This window comes from Pseudomonas sp., from assembly GCF_030690725.1.
Lineage (GTDB): Bacteria > Pseudomonadota > Gammaproteobacteria > Pseudomonadales > Pseudomonadaceae > Aquipseudomonas.
This window is the reverse complement of sequence record NZ_JAUYGD010000051.1, coordinates 25,706-41,349: the sequence shown is the minus strand read 5'-3', so window position 1 is coordinate 41,349 and position 15,644 is coordinate 25,706. Positions and strand designations below refer to the sequence as shown.

Here is a 15,644-nt window from a genome sequence, read left to right as displayed (position 1 = left end):
GCGCACGCCAGTCGATCAGTGTTTAATAACCCGCCTGTGACACGCGCCCGCGCATTTTGTTGCAGTCATCTCCAAGCACGTTTGAGAACGCATTTGATAAACGCCGTACGCGATGCCTGGCAGCACAGGCCGACCCATCAACGAGTGTGGGCGCTGGCTGCGCCGATGATCCTCTGCAACCTCTCGGTGCCGCTGGTGGCGCTGGTCGACAGCGCGGTGATCGGCCATCTGCCGCATGCCCATCAACTGGCTGCGGTGGCCGTGGGCGGCAGCCTGTATACCCTGCTGACCTGGGCGGTGGGGTTTCTGCGCATGGGCACCACCGGTTTCAGCGCCCAGGCCGCCGGGCGCAATGATGGCGGCGCGCTGCGCCAGGTGTTGCTGCAGGGTTTGCTGCTTGGCGTGCTGCTTGCGGTCGTACTGATCAGCCTGGCCATTCCCCTGAGCAGCGCTGCACTCGCGCTAATGCAGCCCTCGGCGCAGCTCGATGAGTTGGCGCGCAGCTATCTGTATATCCGCCTGCTCGGCCTGCCTGCGGCGCTGGCCACCTATGCCCTGGTTGGCTGGCTGCTGGGCACGCAGAACGCCCGCGGGCCGCTGGCCATTCTGCTGACCACCAACCTGCTGAATGTTGCCCTCGATCTGCTGTTCGTCCTCGGCCTGCACTGGGGCGTGGCCGGCGCGGCCTGGGCCTCTGTAATTGCCGAGTGGAGCGGCGCCCTGCTCGGCCTGTACCTGGCCCGCCGCGCCCTGCGTGCCTACGCCGGCACGCTGGACTGGGCCGCGCTGCGCCGCTGGTTGAACTGGCGACCGCTGCTGGCAGTAAACCGCGACATATTTATCCGCACCCTGGCGCTGCAGGCGGTGTTCTTTCTGATCACCGTGCAGGGCACCCGCCTCGGCGATGCAACGGTGGCAGCCAACGCCCTGCTGCTCAACGGCCTGCTGCTCGCCGCCCACGCCCTCGACGGCCTGGCCCACGCTTTGGAGGCGCTGTGCGGGCATGCCCTGGGCGCCCGTGATCGCAGCGCGCTGCGGCGCACGCTGGTTGTCGCCGGCGGCTGGTCATTGCTCGCCAGCCTGGGTTTTGCGCTGTTCTTTCTGCTTGGCGGGCACTGGTTTATCAGCCTGCAGACCAATATTGCGATGGTGCGCGAGGCGGCGTTCGCCTACCTGCCGTACCTCGCCCTGCTGCCGCTGATCGCGGTGTGGAGCTACCTGCTCGACGGCCTGTTTATCGGCGCCACCCGCGCCCGGGAGATGCGCGACGCCATGCTTCTGGCGCTGCTGCTCAGCCTGCCGCTGGCCTGGGCACTGCAACCGCTGGGCAACCAGGGATTGTGGCTGGCCTTTCTGAGTTTTATGGGGCTGCGCAGCCTGTGCCTGGCTGGCTATGCTTACCGCCTGACCCGTGCCGACCAATGGTTCGCCCCCAGCCAATCAGGAGCCCCTTATGCTCAGCCCTGAAATGCCCTGCGATGAAGTCCTGCGCCAGCAGATTCTCGATGACAACGAACTGATCGATACCCCCGCCGACCCCTATCTAGACACCCTGGTGCGGGTGGTGCGCGAAGTATTCGCGGTCAAAACCGTGCTGGTCAGCCTGATCGACCATGACCGCCAGTGGTTCAAGTCGCGCATCGGTTTGGAGATCACCGAAACCCCACGGACCATCTCCTTCTGCGCCCACGCGATACTCGGCACCCAGCCATTGATAGTCGAAGACACCCATAACGACCTGCGTTTTCACGACAACCCAGTGGTGGTCAACAACCCGCAAATTCGCTTCTACGCCGGGCAACCGCTGTTTTCCCAGGAAGGCCAACCGCTGGGCACCCTGTGCCTGATCGACCCGACACCACGGCAGCTGACGGACAAACAGGTGCGCCTATTTATCGACATGGCGACCCTGGTCGAGGGTTATCTGAAGCTGCGCCACGTCAGCGAGCAGACCGCGCAGCTGCGCGCGGCGCTTAGCCGTGAACAGCGCAAGACCATGCTCGACCCACTGACCCAACTGTGGAACCGCGCCGGTCTTAACCACTTTCTGCCTCGGCAGCAGGAGCAGGCCGACGATCTGGGCCTGCAGCTTGGCGTGCTGTTCTGCGACTTGGATTACTTCAAGAAGGTCAACGACAACCACGGCCACGCTGCGGGCGATCAGGTGCTGTGGGAAACCGCCCGGCGCATCAGCGCCGCCGTGCGCCCGCAGGATGTAGTAACGCGCAGCGGCGGCGAGGAGTTCGTGGTGCTGCTGCAGGTGCATGATGAGCATGAACTGCTGCAGATTGCCGAGCGCATTCGCACGGCCCTGAACAAGGAGCCGGTGAGCATCGACGAACTGCAACTCAACCTGACCATCAGCATCGGCGCAGCCCTGCGCGCCCCTCAGGAGCCACCAAGCGCTACCATGAACCGCGCCGACCAGGCGCTGTATCAGGCCAAGGGCAATGGCCGTAACCGGGTCGAACTAGCAGTCCGTTGAAAACTACCTGCGTTGGCAATACTGCGTTAAAAACGGCCTCAAAATGCTCATTTACAGCAGTAAACTCCGCTTTTTCGGCCGTTTTTGCCTTGTCTTGCCTGCCTCTCCTACATTTTCAACGGCCTGCTAGCCAGCTGATCAGCCAATCCAGAGAAGGGACGCCACCATGGGCCAAGCCATTGCCGCCTACCTGCATTACCTGTCGATCTTTCTGCTGTTCGCCCTGCTCAGCATCGAGCATGTGCAATTCAAACTGCCGCTGGACCTGCGCCGCGCACGCAGCCTGATCATCACCGACATCGCCTACGGCATCTGCGCCGGCGTGGTGCTGTTTACCGGCCTGGCGCGGGTGCTCTGGTACGGCAAGGGCCTGGACTACTACCTGGGCAATAGCCTGTTTCACGCCAAGGTCGGCCTGTTTATTCTGGTCGGGCTGATTTCCGTGGTGCCGACCTTTGTCTTCCTCAACTGGCGCAACAGCCTCAAGGCCAGCGAAGTACCGCAGGTCAGCCCAGCCAAGGCACGCCTGGTGATCACGGTGATTCGCCTGGAACTGTTGGCGCTGCTGACCATCCCATTACTAGCGGTGCTGATGGCACGCGGTCACGGCGTAATCGGCTGACAACCGACCAGGCCACCAATCCTGTGGGAGGCGCTTTAGCGGCGAACGACTGTCGCGGCTTAAGCCCCTCCCACAAGTTCAGAAACCGCCCGCTGATTTGCCCGCACGGCATGGCTCTGCTAGTGTCGCGCCGGTTCCAACTCCCCGATCTACCCCGAGATATCCGCCATGGCCGCCCGTAAAAAAGCCGCGCTCGACTTCGAGCAATCCCTGACCGATCTGCAGAACCTGGTCGAGCGTCTGGAAAACGGCGAGCTGTCGCTGGAAGACTCGCTGACCGCCTTCGAACAGGGCGTACGCCTGACCCGCGACTGCCAGACCGCCCTGGCCCAGGCCGAACAGAAAGTGCAGATCCTGATGGAGCGCGACGGCGAGCTGGAGGAAGCCCCCTTCGACGCGGACCAGCAGGCATGATTGCGGCCTACCAGAGCAGCTGCCAAAGCCGCGTCGATGCCGCCCTGGAAACCCTCCTGAGCAGCCCTCGCCCGGAACTGGAACGCCTCTACGCCGCCATGCGCTACAGCCTGTTCAATGGCGGCAAACGCGTTCGCCCGCTGCTCGCCTACGCCGCCTGCGAAGCCCTCGGCGGCGAGCCGCAGCGCGCCAATGCGGCAGCCTGCGCGGTGGAACTGATTCACGCCTACTCGCTGGTCCACGATGACCTGCCGGCGATGGACGATGACGACTTGCGCCGTGGCCAGCCGACCACCCACAAAGCCTTCGATGAAGCCTGTGCGATTCTCGCCGGCGACGGCCTGCAGAGCCTCGCGTTTGAAGTACTCGCCGACGCCACGCACAACCCGCATGACGCCGAGCTGCGCCTGGCTATGCTCAGCGCCCTGGCCCGCGCGGCTGGCCCGGCCGGCATGGTCGGCGGCCAGGCCATCGACCTCGGCTCAGTCGGCCAAACCCTCGACCAGAACGCCCTGGAAATCATGCATCGGCACAAGACCGGCGCGCTGATCGAAGCCAGCGTGCAGCTTGGCGCCTTGGCCAGCGGCCAGGCCGACGACCACGCACTCAAAGCCCTGCACACCTACGCCCGCGCCATCGGCCTGGCGTTCCAGGTGCAGGACGATATCCTCGACGTGGAAAGCGACACCGCCACCCTGGGCAAAACCCAGGGCAAGGACCAGGCCCACGACAAACCGACCTACCCGGCCCTGCTCGGCCTCGACGCCGCCAAGGCCTACGCCCTGGAACTGCGCGACCAGGCCCTGCATGCCCTGCGCCCATTCGACCAGGCTGCCGAGCCGCTGCGTGATCTGGCGCGGTATATCGTCGAACGGCGCAGCTAAACCGTTCCACGCACCGGAGTGGGAGGCGCTTTAGCGGCGAGTTTTACCGCTATTGTCGCGGCTAAAGCGGATCGCCGCCCGGCCCCTCCCACGACTTATGCGTCTGCCAGCCCGTAGCCCGGATGTAATCCGGGAAAATCCAGCCCTGGAAACAGCTCCCGGATTGCATCAGGGCTACCCCGGCCCCGGCGATCATCACCCAGATAAATATCCCGACTTACGCCCACTAGGCCTTGGTTTACCTGGGCCGCAGAGCGCCTAAGATGGCTGCAGAATAAAAATCTGGAGCCACCATGCCCGTTACCACCGCGCCCTTCGCCGCCCTGCTGATCGCCAACCGTGGTGAAATCGCCATCCGCATCGCCCGCGCCGCCAATGAACTGGGCATCCGCTCGGTTGCCGTCTACGCCGAGGACGATGCCGCCTCCCTGCATGTGCGCCAAGCCGATAGCGCTGTGGCGCTCAAGGGGCGTGGCGTGGCGGCCTATCTGGATATGGATCAGCTGATCGAGATTGCCCAGGCACAGAGCTGTGATGCCGTGCATCCGGGCTACGGCTTTCTCGCAGAAAACGCCGAGTTTGCGCGGCGCTGCCAGGCCGCTGGCCTGTGCTTTGTCGGCCCCAGCGCCGAGGTGCTGCAGCTGTTTGGCGACAAGGCCGCCGCGCGAGAGCTGGCCGAGTACTGCGATGTGCCGCTGGTGGCGGGTATAAATAGGGCGATCAGCCCGGATGAAGCCCACGGCTTTCTCGCCGAGCATGGCGCAGTCATGCTCAAGGCCCTGGCCGGCGGCGGTGGCCGCGGCATGCGCCCGGTGTTCAGGGCAGCCGAGCTGGACGAGGCCTTTGCCCGCTGCCAGTCCGAGGCGCAAAGCGCCTTTGGCAATAACGAGCTGTATATCGAGCAACTGGTGCGCAGCGCCCGGCATATCGAGATTCAAGTGCTGGGCGACAGCACGGGCGCGGTCAGCCATTTATGGGAGCGCGACTGCAGCCTGCAGCGCCGCCAGCAGAAGCTGGTGGAAATCGCCCCCAGCCCGGACCTGCCCGCCGCCACCCGCGCACAAATGATCGACGCCGCGCTGCAACTGGCGCGCGCCGCCCGCTATCAGGGCCTGGGCACCTTCGAGTTCCTGCTGGATGCCGAGCAGCCCGAGCGTTTCTACTTTATGGAAGCCAACCCGCGTATTCAGGTCGAACACACCGTCACCGAACAGGTCACTGGCGTCGACCTGCTGCACACCCAGCTTAAACTGGCCGCAGGCATCTCCCTGCGCGAGCTGGGTTTGCTCGAACCACCGCCGCTTAATGGCTGTGCGGTGCAGCTGCGGATCAATCTGGAAAGCATGAGCAGCGATGGCAGCACCCGCCCGGCCGCCGGCACTTTGACGGCCTACCAACCGCCCAGCGGCCCCGGCCTGCGCGTGGATGGCTATGGCTACGCCGGCTATCCGGTCAGCCCCAGCTATGACTCGCTGCTGGCCAAGCTGATCGCCCACGCACCGGATTACCCCAGCGCCCTGCGCCGCGCCTATCGTGGGCTGTGCGAATTCCGCCTGGAAGGCGTGGCCAGCAATCTGCATCTGCTGCAAAACCTGCTGCGCCTGCCGCAGGTGGCGAACTATCAGCTGACCACACGCTTTGTCGAAAGCCAGCTAAGCGAGCTGCTGGCCGCACAGCCCCAGGCTCACCCGCATCATTTTTTTACCGGTGCGCAGGCGGCCAGCCAAGACGCCGAGCAGATAGCGGACGCACCACCCGGCTGCCTGCCGCTGCTAACTCACAGCACCGGGGTAGTGGTCAGCCTGGAGGTGGCAGAAGGCGATGCCGTGGCCGTCGGCCAGAACATCGCCGTACTGGAGGCGATGAAGATGGAGTTTGTGGTCACCGCCAGCCACAGCGGCATCGTCCGCCAACTGGCCGTGCAGGTCGGCAGCGCGCTCAATGAAGGCCAGCCGCTGCTGTTTATCGAGCCGGCCGAGGTCTACGCCGCCGCCAGCCAGAGCGAACAGAGCCTGGACCTGGCGCATATCCGCGCGGATCTGGCCGAAGTGCTCGAACGCCACGCAGTCACCCGCGACGAGCGCCGCCCGCAAGCCGTTGCCAAACGGCGCAAGACTGGCCAACGCACCGTACGCGAGAACCTGGCGGACCTGCTCGATAATGGCAGCTTTAACGAATACGGCGCCCTGGCGATTGCCGCACAACGTCGCCGGCGCTCACTGGAAGAGCTGATCGAACAAAGCCCGGCTGACGGCCTGGTGGCGGGTATTGGCACAGTCAATGCCGAGACGTTCGGTAGCGAGGCCGCGCGCTGCATGACCATCGCCTACGACTACACGGTATTCGCCGGCACCCAGGGCGTGATGAACCATAAGAAGACCGACCGCATGCTGGGCCTCGCCGCGCAGTGGCGCTTGCCGCTGGTGCTGTTTGCCGAGGGCGGTGGTGGCCGACCGGGCGATAGCGATTTCGTCGGCGTGGCCGGACTGGATTGCCACACCTTTGTCGGCATGGCGCGGTTGTCTGGTCTCGTCCCTACAGTAGGGATAGTCTCCGGCCGCTGCTTTGCCGGTAACGCCGCCCTGCTCGGCTGCTGCGATGTAATTATCGCCACTGACAACGCCACCATCGGCATGGCCGGCCCGGCGATGATCGAAGGCGGCGGCCTCGGTAGCTTCAAGCCAGAGGAAGTCGGCCCGGTCAGCGTGCAAGGCCCCGACGGCGTCATTGATGTGCGCGTAGCCGATGAGGCCGAAGCGGTGCGAGTGGCCAAGCAGTACCTGAGCTACTTCCAGGGCACGCTCAGCGAGTGGGACTGCGCCGACCAGCGCGAACTGCGCCAGCTGATCCCGGAAAACCGCCTGCGCGTGTATGACATCCGCCAGGTGATCGACACTCTGGCCGACCGCGACTCGGTGCTGGAACTACGCCGCCAGTTCGCCCCAGGTCTGATCACCGCGTTTATCCGCATCGAAGGTAAGCCGTTCGGCCTGCTCGCCAATAACCCGGCGCACCTCGGTGGGGCCATCGACGCAGTGGCCGGCGACAAGGCTGCGCGCTTTATGCAGCTGTGCGATGCCTTCGATATCCCACTGCTGTCGCTGTGCGACACCCCCGGCTTTATGGTCGGCCCGGAGGCAGAAAAGCAGGCCACGGTGCGCCATGTTTCACGCATGTTCGTCGCAGCCGCCAGCCTGACGGTGCCGTTTTTCACCGTGGTGCTGCGCAAGGGCTACGGCCTCGGCGCCCAGGCCATGGCCGCCGGCAGCTTCCATTCGCCGCTGTTTACCATCGCCTGGCCCAGCGCAGAGTTTGGCGCGATGGGCCTGGAAGGTGCGGTACGCCTAGGGTTCGCCAAGGAACTGGCGACCATCGAAGAACCTGCAGCACGCCAGCAGCTGTTCGACAAACTGGTGGCCAAGGCCTACGAGAACGGCAAGGGCATCAACATGGCCAGTTTCCTGGAGATCGATGCGGTGATCGACCCCGTGGAAACCCGCGCCTGGCTGCTACGCGGACTGAATGCCACGCCAAAGCCGGCAACCCGTGAAGGCAAAAAGCGAAGCGTCGATACCTGGTAATCCGCAGGATGCCGGACTGGCCGAACCATGTTTGGGCAGTTTCCGGCGCTTCGGGTAAACTGCCGCATCTTTTACACCTATAACGATCTGCCTGATGCCGACGACCTTCCACGAGATTCCCCGTGAGCGCCCGCTGACGCCCCTTCTAGACCGCGCCAATACGCCGGACGAGCTACGCCGCCTGGGCGAAGCCGAGCTGGAAACCCTGGCCGACGAGCTGCGCCAGTACCTGTTGTATACGGTCGGGCAGACCGGCGGGCATTTCGGCGCGGGCCTCGGCGTAATTGAGCTGACCGTGGCCCTGCATTACGTCTTCGACACCCCGGATGATCGCCTGGTGTGGGATGTCGGCCATCAGGCCTACCCGCACAAGATCCTCACCGGGCGCCGCGAGCAGATGGGCAGCCTGCGGCAGAAAGACGGCATCGCCGCCTTCCCGCGCCGTTCGGAAAGCGAGTACGACACCTTTGGCGTCGGCCACTCCAGCACCAGCATCAGCGCGGCATTGGGCATGGCGATTGCGGCGCGCATTCAGGGTTCGTGGCGCAAGGCCGTAGCGGTGATTGGCGACGGCGCACTGACCGCCGGCATGGCCTTTGAAGCGCTGAATCACGCCAGCGACGTCAACGCCAATATGCTGGTGATCCTCAACGACAACGATATGTCGATCTCCAAGAATGTCGGCGGCCTGTCCAACTACCTGGCCAAGATCCTTTCCAGCCGCACCTACGCCAGCATGCGCGAAGGCAGCAAGAAGATCCTCTCGCGCCTGCCGGGTGCCTGGGAAATCGCGCGCAAGACCGAAGAACACGCCAAGGGCATGCTGGTACCCGGCACCCTGTTTGAGGAGCTGGGCTGGAACTATATCGGCCCCATCGACGGCCACGACCTGCCGACCCTGCTTGCCACCCTGCGCAATATGCGCGACCTCGACGGCCCGCAGTTTCTGCATGTGGTGACCAAGAAGGGCAAGGGCTTCGCCCCAGCCGAAGCCGACCCGATTGGCTATCACGCCATCACCAAGCTGGAGCCGATCAACGCGCCAGCCGCACCCAAGCAAGCCAGCGGCCCGAAATACTCCAGCGTATTTGGCCAGTGGCTATGCGATATGGCTGCGACCGATCCGCGCCTGGTCGGTATTACCCCGGCGATGAAGGAAGGTTCGGATCTGGTGGCGTTCAGTGAGCGCTACCCAGAGCGCTACTTCGACGTAGCTATCGCCGAACAGCACGCCGTAACACTCGCGGCCGGTATGGCCTGCGACGGCGCCAAGCCGGTGGTGGCGATCTATTCGACCTTTCTGCAACGCGCCTATGACCAGCTGATTCATGACGTGGCCGTGCAGCACCTCGATGTGCTGTTCGCCATCGACCGCGCCGGCCTGGTCGGCGAAGACGGCCCGACCCACGCCGGCAGCTTCGATATTTCCTACCTGCGCTGCATCCCCGGCATGCTGGTGATGACCCCGAGCGATGAAAACGAGCTGCGCCGCATGCTCACCACCGGCCACCTGTTCAACGGCCCGGCGGCGGTACGCTACCCGCGCGGCAGCGGCCCGAATGCCGCCATCGAAGCGGGCCTGGAGCCACTGGAAATCGGCAAGGGCGTGGTTCGTCGCCAAGGCAGCAAAACGGCTCTGCTGGTATTCGGTGTGCAGCTCAGTGAAGCGCTCAAAGTTGGCGAAGCACTCGACGCCACGGTGGTCGATATGCGCTTTGTCAAACCACTGGACGAAGCCCTGGTGCGCCAGTTGGCCGCCAGCCACGAAATGCTGGTCACGGTTGAAGAGAACAGCGTGATGGGCGGTGCCGGCAGTGCAGTCAGCGAGTTCCTCGCCCACGCCAGCATCCTCAAACCAGTGCTGCATCTGGGACTGCCGGACTATTACGTCGAGCACGCCAAACCGGCGCAAATGCTTGCCGAATGTGGGCTGGATGCCGCCGGTATCGAAGCCGCCATCCGCGCGCGCCTCGCCAGCCTTTCTGCATGAATACCGCTCATCCAGAGCTGAGCCAGGCTTGCTTGTAATTCATCCAACCGCGCATTAAGGTGCGCGGCGTTTTACTTCCGCCAAGGTGCGCCCCTTCCTGTTGAAGCGGCGTTAAACGGGAAGCCGGTGCGTTCTTTACGAACCATCCCGGCGCTGCCCCCGCAACGGTAATCGACCGCAGAGCCGTTCTGCACGTCGCCTCAACGCCACTGGGTTATCCCGGGAAGGCGAGGCGGCGCACGTCGAGAGCCCGGAGACCGGCCTTGCTGGATGTGACTGGTGTTGCGGAGGGCATCACCGTCAAGCTCAGGCTGCGCACGCGCGCCCGTTCTTGCCCCTGCCCTTCTCAAAAGTCGTTCGACCTTTTGAGGATTCTCTACGTGAAATTGTCCCGTCTTGCTCTGGCTGTGGCGCTTCTGCCGCTGGCTGCTCATGCTGACCCACTTGAATTGCAGCCATTGGTTGTGACCTCCGGGCGGCACGCCGAACCAATCCAGCAGGCGACCGCTGCCACCACAGTATTTACCCGCAAGGACATCGAACGCCTGCAAGTGCGCAGCGTGGCAGAGCTGCTTGAGCGCGTACCCGGCGTTAGCGTCAGCCGCACCGGCGGCGCAGGCAGCCAGACGGGTCTGTTCGTGCGCGGCACCTCAACCGCGCAAACCCTGGTTCTGCTAGACGGACAACGTATTTCCGCCGCGTCCAGCGGCACCAGCAGCCTGGAGTTTCTCAGCCCGGAGCAGATCGAACGCGTTGAAGTTGTGCGCGGCGCACGTTCGGCGCTCTATGGCTCGGATGCCATTGGTGGTGTCGTACAGATTTTCACCCGCCAAGGCCATGGCGACGGACTCAAGCCCTACGTTCGCCTTGGCGTCGGCAGCAACCAGACCTTCGAGCGTAGCCTTGGCGTTTCCGGCGGCGACGCGCAAACCCGCTTCAACCTGGGGGCTGCACTCGATGAGACCCAAGGAATTGACGCCACACGCGATAATTTCGGCGCCAACGGCGATGACGATGCCTACCGCAATAAATCGCTGAGCCTGAACCTCTCGCATCGCTTCAATGACGATCTGAAGATCGGTTTCAGCGCCCTCGACCAGCGCGGCCAGAGCGAGTTTGAGGACATCTTCAGCACGTCACTGCCCACTACGGACTTCCAGCTCAGCAGCCTGTCCAGCTACATCGATGCCAACTTCGGCGAAGCCTGGAATAGCCGCCTGGAAATCGGCCACAGCGAGGACAAACGCGACACTGGCAACGACCAGCCACAGGCTGGTGCGGACTCGTTCTACAGCTTCAACACCTACCGTGACTCGATCAACTGGGTAAACACTCTGACTCTCAACGAGCGCCACCAGGTGCTGTTAGGTGCCGATTGGTACGAAGACCGCCTGCGTAGCGACACAGACTTTGTCGAGGACTCGCGCTGGAATCAGGCGGCATTTATTCAGCACCGCTACACCGCTGAACAATTCTCAACCGAACTGGGCCTACGCCATGACAAGAACCAGCAGTTCGGCAGCAAAAACAGCTGGAACGCCGCATTGACGGTGCCATTCAACAACGACAATGACTTGATCCTGTCCTACAGCGAAGGCTTCCGCGCACCGACCTTCAACGACCTGTATTACCCAGACTTCTGTTTCGGCGGCTTTTGCTCCGCGAGCGCCAACCCCGACCTAAAGCCAGAAACATCCAAGAGCTATGAAGCCCAGTGGCGCAGCCGCTACAGCGAAAGCGGTGCACTGGAGCTATCGCTGTACCGTATCGATCTGCAAGACGCGATTGTTCTCGACCAGAACTTTATTCCGCAGAACGTGCAGACCGCCCGCATCAATGGCTTCGAGGCTGCCGTCAAACAGGAGCTGTATGGCTGGCAGGGCAACCTGACGCTCGCGCTAATCGACCCACGAGATCGCGGCACTGGGCACACCCTCGCCCGCCGAGCCAAACGCACGCTGAGCCTGGACCTGGATCGCCCCTTCGGTGAGTTTGCAGTGGGCGCCAGTTGGCGCGCGGTCAGCGGCCGCTATGACGACGCCGCCAACACCCGTGAGCTGAGTGGCTACGGCCTGCTTAGCCTGCGCGGCAAATGGCAAGCATCCGAGGAAGTGGCCTTCGATCTGAAACTGAACAACCTGTTCGACCAGGATTATGCCGAGGCGACTTACAGCACAACCAACGGACGCTTCGGCTACAACACCGAGGGCCGCACCGCTCTGTTTGCCGTGACCTGGACGCCTCAGCTTTAAGCCATCACTAGGCGCTCAATAGCGCTACCAAAAAAGAGAGCCCCGCCATTGCGCGGGGCTTTTTCTAGTGCGCCTTGCTCAACACTTCACACAGCCGCTCAACCGCCCCCAACATCTGAAAGCTCGGTCGCTCCAGACCAGCATCGGGCACCAGCCACAGCTGCTTACGCTCAACCGCCGCCACGCCCGGCCAGATGCGCCAGGCATCCAGTTGCCCCTGCACACCTGCCAGAATCACTTCGGGATTGCGCTGCAGCACCGCCTCGACGCTGACCTGCGGCGCCGGCAAGGTGAGTTCGGCAAAGATATTCTCGGCGCCGCAGATACGCAGAGCATCACTGATAATCTGCTGACCGCCGATGGTGTACAGCGGCGCATCCCAGACTTGATAGAACAGGCGCAATGGCTGTTTACGCTGATAGCGCTGACGCAACGCCGCCAGGCCGCTATTGAATTGCCGATGCAGCTGTTGGCCTTGCTCGGCACGGCCAATACGCGTGCCAATTTCGACGAAGTTCTCTGCCAGATCAGCCAGCTTGCGTGGCTCGACAATCAGCAAGGGAATTCCCATACGCTGCAACTGCTGACGTTGCGCACTGCTGATGCTATCGGGCCAGAGCAGCACCAGATCGGGTTGCAGTTCGAGCAAGCTTTCCAATTCAAGCTGGCCGTAACGGCCAACCGAAGGTAGCTGCGCGACCGCTGCCGGGCGCTCACCGCCATCGAGCAGGCCGACCAGCAGATCGCCCGCGTCCAGCTCCAGCATGATTTCAGTCAGCGATGGCGCCAGAGTAATCACCCGCTCGGCTGCCGCTGCGGGTAATGCCAGCAACAGCAGCAAACAGAGAGTGGTGGCGCGCATCAGCCGAGTTGGCGAGGTATGCGGTAGAGGTACAACAGAACGATGCTGGAAATCGCCAGGAGGATCAGCGGAATCGCCTCCAGCCCGGCAAATACTGCAATGGCAGCGATCCAGGCCGGCAGCGCAGCGCCGAGAAAGGCCAGGCGACGCACACGTGCCAACTCAAGCCAGGCATCGTGTTCATCTGCTGTATCGAGGGCTTTTTCCGTGGCCACCAGCGCGCGCTTGTAGGCGCTGAACAACGGCAGGCTGACAAACATCGAGGCCAGGCCGGCGATAAACAGCGGCATGGTCAACAGGCCGGGTTTCTGCTCGGCACCAAACAACAGGTTGAGCACAAACAACGGGGCCAGGGTCACGGCCAGTTGCCGCCACCACTCCAGCGCCAGTCGCCGGCGCACTTGGCCGCGCGTCACAGGCTTTCCTCAACCTCGCCCTGGTGCAGGCTGCCGAGCATATGCCCAAGCTTGCCGGCCTTGGTCGCGAGGTATTTTTTGTTGTGCGGGTTGTGGTCGATCTGCAGCGGCACGCGGGTTGCCACATTGATGCCCATATCGCCCAGCGCCTTGACCTTGCGCGGGTTGTTGGTCATCAGTTTGAGCTGACTGATACCCAGGTGGTCAAGCATCGGCAGGCAGATCGCGTAGTCACGCTGATCGGCGCCAAAGCCCAGGCGCTCATTGGCTTCCACGGTATCGGCACCGCCATCCTGCAACTCGTAGGCGCGGATCTTGTTCAGCAAGCCAATGCCACGGCCTTCCTGACGCAGGTAGAGCAATACGCCACGGCCTTCGTGGGCAATTGCACGCAGCGCCGCTTCGAGCTGGAAACCGCAATCGCAGCGCAGGCTGAACAACGCATCGCCGGTCAGGCACTCGGAATGCAAACGGCCCAGTACGGGTGCGCCATCGGCCACATCACCAAAGGTCAGGGCTACATGTTCCTTGCCTGTGGCCGTTTCGAGAAAGCCATGCATGGTGAACACGCCAAAGGGCGTAGGCAGCTGGGAGGCGGCGACAAACACGACGGACACCGGATGCTCCTAAAGAAAATGGGCAGGAATAATCAGGCCGGCATTGTAACAGCAGGCCTTGGCAGCCGCTTAGCCTGAATTACTGATGATAAGGATCGAGCCAACGCAAGGTTACCCAGACGCTAGTACTTGGACTCCAGCACCAGCACATCCTGTTCAACCTTCCAGCCAACGCGACTAAGGAAGCTCATGCCGAGCAGCGCCTCGGTAGGCGAGCCACCTTCCAGCACCACGGCTTCGACACCCAGCACTTCCAGTTCGCCGAGCTTCACCCGGTCCAGCGTTACGCGCCAGCCGCGCGCAGTACCGCTGGCCGTATTGACCTGCAAGGGTGCGCCGATCACTCGGTAATCGATGCCCAGGCGGCGCGCATGCTCGTCATTCAAGGCCACCGAGGTGGCGCCGGTATCCACCAGAAACTGGATGGACTGACCATTGACCGAGCCTGCGACCCAGTAATGGCCACCGATGCCCTTGGCCACACTGAGTTGCTTCTTCTGCGCTTCGGCAAAGCCTTCGCTGTACTCGCGACTCAGGCTGTAGCTGCGCTCCACACCGTCGACACGCAATACCGCACCACGGCTGTCGGCGCTGACCACCACTACGCCGCCTGGGCCAACCTGGCCGACTTTGACCAGCTTGCGCTGACCGTCAACATTCAACACCGCAGCGCCAGGAAACAGGCCGACAACCCGCACCTGGGTGGCCGCCATTGCCCCACTGCTAATTAGCAGTGGCAGACTCAATATCAGTACTTTCAAGGCGTACATGGAACGTCTCGCACAGGTTAGTCAAACGGGTAAGGTTGCTGCCAACGCTGGAAAATCGGTCGTAGGCTGCCGTCCGCCACCAGGCTATCCATGCGCGTGTCGAACAGCTCGGCCAGGGTTCGGCCGCGCGGGGTATCGGCAAAGCCCAGGTAGATCGGCAGCTTGGTCAGCGGGGTAACACGGTAGCGCTCGGGCTGACTGGCCGTGCTCAGCACATCCTCGACCTCGGTCAGGGCGTCGAGATAGAAATCCGCATGGCCCATGTCCAGCATGCCGAGGATACCGCTACGGCGCAGCACTTCGCGGTACTGGCGCAAATTTGGCAGATAACGTTGGTATTCATAACCGCGCATCCAGACCAAACGGTACTCGCCGAGGGACTCCAGAGTGAGGATGGGCTTGTCCCGCAAGCCCAGGGCAGCAATCTGGTCGGCGTCGTAGTTCCAGTGCGGATAGAACACGCCCTGGGTGACTTCATTCAGGTAAGAGCCCGCCCAGGCATCGGCAGCGCCGCGCTGCACCAGGCCGATGGAGCGGGTGTAAGGCACGCTCTGGATATCCAGCTGCACGCCGGCAGGCTCAAATACAGCGCGGAAAATCTCCCAGGCCATACCGCTGCCATCGGCATGGGTGTGGCCTTCCCAGGTTTCGCTGGCAATACGGATCTGCGCGGGCTCAGCGGCGTACACCAGCCCGCTGGCAACGCTGATGACCAACCACAGCAACCACCGACAGCAGCGGCCCATTCGCG

General features: G+C 63.1%; 13 protein-coding genes and 1 riboswitch. Of the genes, 8 read left to right on the top strand and 5 right to left on the bottom strand.

Translation table 11 applies throughout. The features are described 5' to 3' along the window. Nucleotides 1-96 precede the first annotated feature (96 nt). From Q8O69_RS12380 to Q8O69_RS12345, 8 genes are all read left to right on the top strand, one after another. Nucleotides 97-1,467 carry an MATE family efflux transporter gene (locus Q8O69_RS12380; RefSeq protein ID WP_305592599.1) on the top strand — a complete coding sequence of 457 codons (1,371 nt, stop codon included), beginning with the start codon at nucleotides 97-99 and terminating at the stop codon, nucleotides 1,465-1,467. Continuing rightward, nucleotides 1,454-2,485 (top strand): sensor domain-containing diguanylate cyclase, encoded by a 1,032-nt coding sequence (locus Q8O69_RS12375; protein WP_305592521.1) that lies wholly within the window; start codon nucleotides 1,454-1,456, stop codon nucleotides 2,483-2,485. The genes Q8O69_RS12380 and Q8O69_RS12375 overlap by 14 nt, the downstream gene beginning before the upstream one ends. Before the next feature lie 166 nt (nucleotides 2,486-2,651). After that, on the top strand, nucleotides 2,652-3,107 hold the full coding sequence (locus tag Q8O69_RS12370; protein ID WP_305592519.1) for a DUF2214 family protein: 456 nt from the start codon (nucleotides 2,652-2,654) through the stop codon (nucleotides 3,105-3,107). Between the two features lie 168 nt (nucleotides 3,108-3,275). Beyond that, on the top strand, nucleotides 3,276-3,521 hold the full coding sequence (locus Q8O69_RS12365; protein ID WP_160016186.1) for an exodeoxyribonuclease VII small subunit: 246 nt from the start codon (nucleotides 3,276-3,278) through the stop codon (nucleotides 3,519-3,521). Then, entirely contained in the window at nucleotides 3,518-4,405 is an 888-nt protein-coding gene (ispA, locus tag Q8O69_RS12360; RefSeq protein ID WP_305592517.1) for a (2E,6E)-farnesyl diphosphate synthase, read from the top strand. The genes Q8O69_RS12365 and ispA overlap by 4 nt, the downstream gene beginning before the upstream one ends. Nucleotides 4,406-4,698: 293 nt before the next feature. Further along, complete coding sequence (locus tag Q8O69_RS12355) at nucleotides 4,699-7,986, top strand: carboxyl transferase domain-containing protein (protein ID WP_305592515.1); 3,288 nt, start codon at nucleotides 4,699-4,701, stop codon at nucleotides 7,984-7,986. A gap of 94 nt (nucleotides 7,987-8,080) precedes the next feature. Next, entirely contained in the window at nucleotides 8,081-9,976 is a 1,896-nt protein-coding gene (gene dxs, locus Q8O69_RS12350) for a 1-deoxy-D-xylulose-5-phosphate synthase (protein WP_305592513.1), read from the top strand. A gap of 66 nt (nucleotides 9,977-10,042) precedes the next feature. Next, nucleotides 10,043-10,257: riboswitch (cobalamin riboswitch) on the top strand. 99 nt (nucleotides 10,258-10,356) lie between these two features. After that, the gene (locus tag Q8O69_RS12345; RefSeq protein ID WP_305592511.1) at nucleotides 10,357-12,228 is read left to right on the top strand and encodes a TonB-dependent receptor domain-containing protein; all 1,872 of its coding nucleotides are present in this window, start codon (nucleotides 10,357-10,359) and stop codon (nucleotides 12,226-12,228) included. Nucleotides 12,229-12,292: 64 nt separating this feature from the next. On the opposite strand, the gene Q8O69_RS12340 is transcribed toward Q8O69_RS12345, so the two are convergent. The 5 genes from Q8O69_RS12340 to Q8O69_RS12320 form a co-directional block, all read right to left on the bottom strand. Then, nucleotides 12,293-13,090 (bottom strand): cobalamin-binding protein, encoded by a 798-nt coding sequence (locus Q8O69_RS12340; RefSeq protein ID WP_305592510.1) that lies wholly within the window; start codon nucleotides 13,088-13,090, stop codon nucleotides 12,293-12,295. Further along, entirely contained in the window at nucleotides 13,090-13,506 is a 417-nt protein-coding gene (locus Q8O69_RS12335) for an MFS transporter (RefSeq protein WP_305592508.1), read from the bottom strand. The genes Q8O69_RS12340 and Q8O69_RS12335 overlap by 1 nt, the downstream gene beginning before the upstream one ends. Then, nucleotides 13,503-14,123, bottom strand: coding sequence for a GTP cyclohydrolase II (gene ribA / locus Q8O69_RS12330; protein ID WP_305592504.1), 621 nt, complete (start codon nucleotides 14,121-14,123; stop codon nucleotides 13,503-13,505). The genes Q8O69_RS12335 and ribA overlap by 4 nt, the downstream gene beginning before the upstream one ends. 122 nt (nucleotides 14,124-14,245) lie before the next feature. After that, complete coding sequence (locus Q8O69_RS12325; RefSeq protein WP_275962009.1) at nucleotides 14,246-14,893, bottom strand: TIGR02281 family clan AA aspartic protease; 648 nt, start codon at nucleotides 14,891-14,893, stop codon at nucleotides 14,246-14,248. Between the two features lie 17 nt (nucleotides 14,894-14,910). After that, nucleotides 14,911-15,639: an ABC transporter substrate-binding protein gene (locus tag Q8O69_RS12320; RefSeq protein ID WP_305592502.1), complete on the bottom strand. Its 729-nt coding sequence runs from the start codon at nucleotides 15,637-15,639 to the stop codon at nucleotides 14,911-14,913. Between the last annotated feature and the right edge of the window lie 5 nt (nucleotides 15,640-15,644).

Bases quoted from the DNA above. Each gene is read 5' to 3' on its own strand.
- Q8O69_RS12375 (WP_305592521.1), top strand. From the start codon at position 1,454: ATGCTCAGCCCTGAAATGCCCTGCGATGAAGTCCTGCGCCAGCAGATT.
- Q8O69_RS12370 (WP_305592519.1), top strand. From the start codon at position 2,652: ATGGGCCAAGCCATTGCCGCCTACCTGCATTACCTGTCGATCTTTCTG.
- Q8O69_RS12365 (WP_160016186.1), top strand. From the start codon at position 3,276: ATGGCCGCCCGTAAAAAAGCCGCGCTCGACTTCGAGCAATCCCTGACC.
- ispA (WP_305592517.1), top strand. From the start codon at position 3,518: ATGATTGCGGCCTACCAGAGCAGCTGCCAAAGCCGCGTCGATGCCGCC.
- Q8O69_RS12355 (WP_305592515.1), top strand. From the start codon at position 4,699: ATGCCCGTTACCACCGCGCCCTTCGCCGCCCTGCTGATCGCCAACCGT.
- dxs (WP_305592513.1), top strand. From the start codon at position 8,081: ATGCCGACGACCTTCCACGAGATTCCCCGTGAGCGCCCGCTGACGCCC.
- Q8O69_RS12340 (WP_305592510.1), bottom strand. From the start codon at position 13,090: ATGCGCGCCACCACTCTCTGTTTGCTGCTGTTGCTGGCATTACCCGCA.
- Q8O69_RS12325 (WP_275962009.1), bottom strand. From the start codon at position 14,893: ATGTACGCCTTGAAAGTACTGATATTGAGTCTGCCACTGCTAATTAGC.
- Q8O69_RS12320 (WP_305592502.1), bottom strand. From the start codon at position 15,639: ATGGGCCGCTGCTGTCGGTGGTTGCTGTGGTTGGTCATCAGCGTTGCC.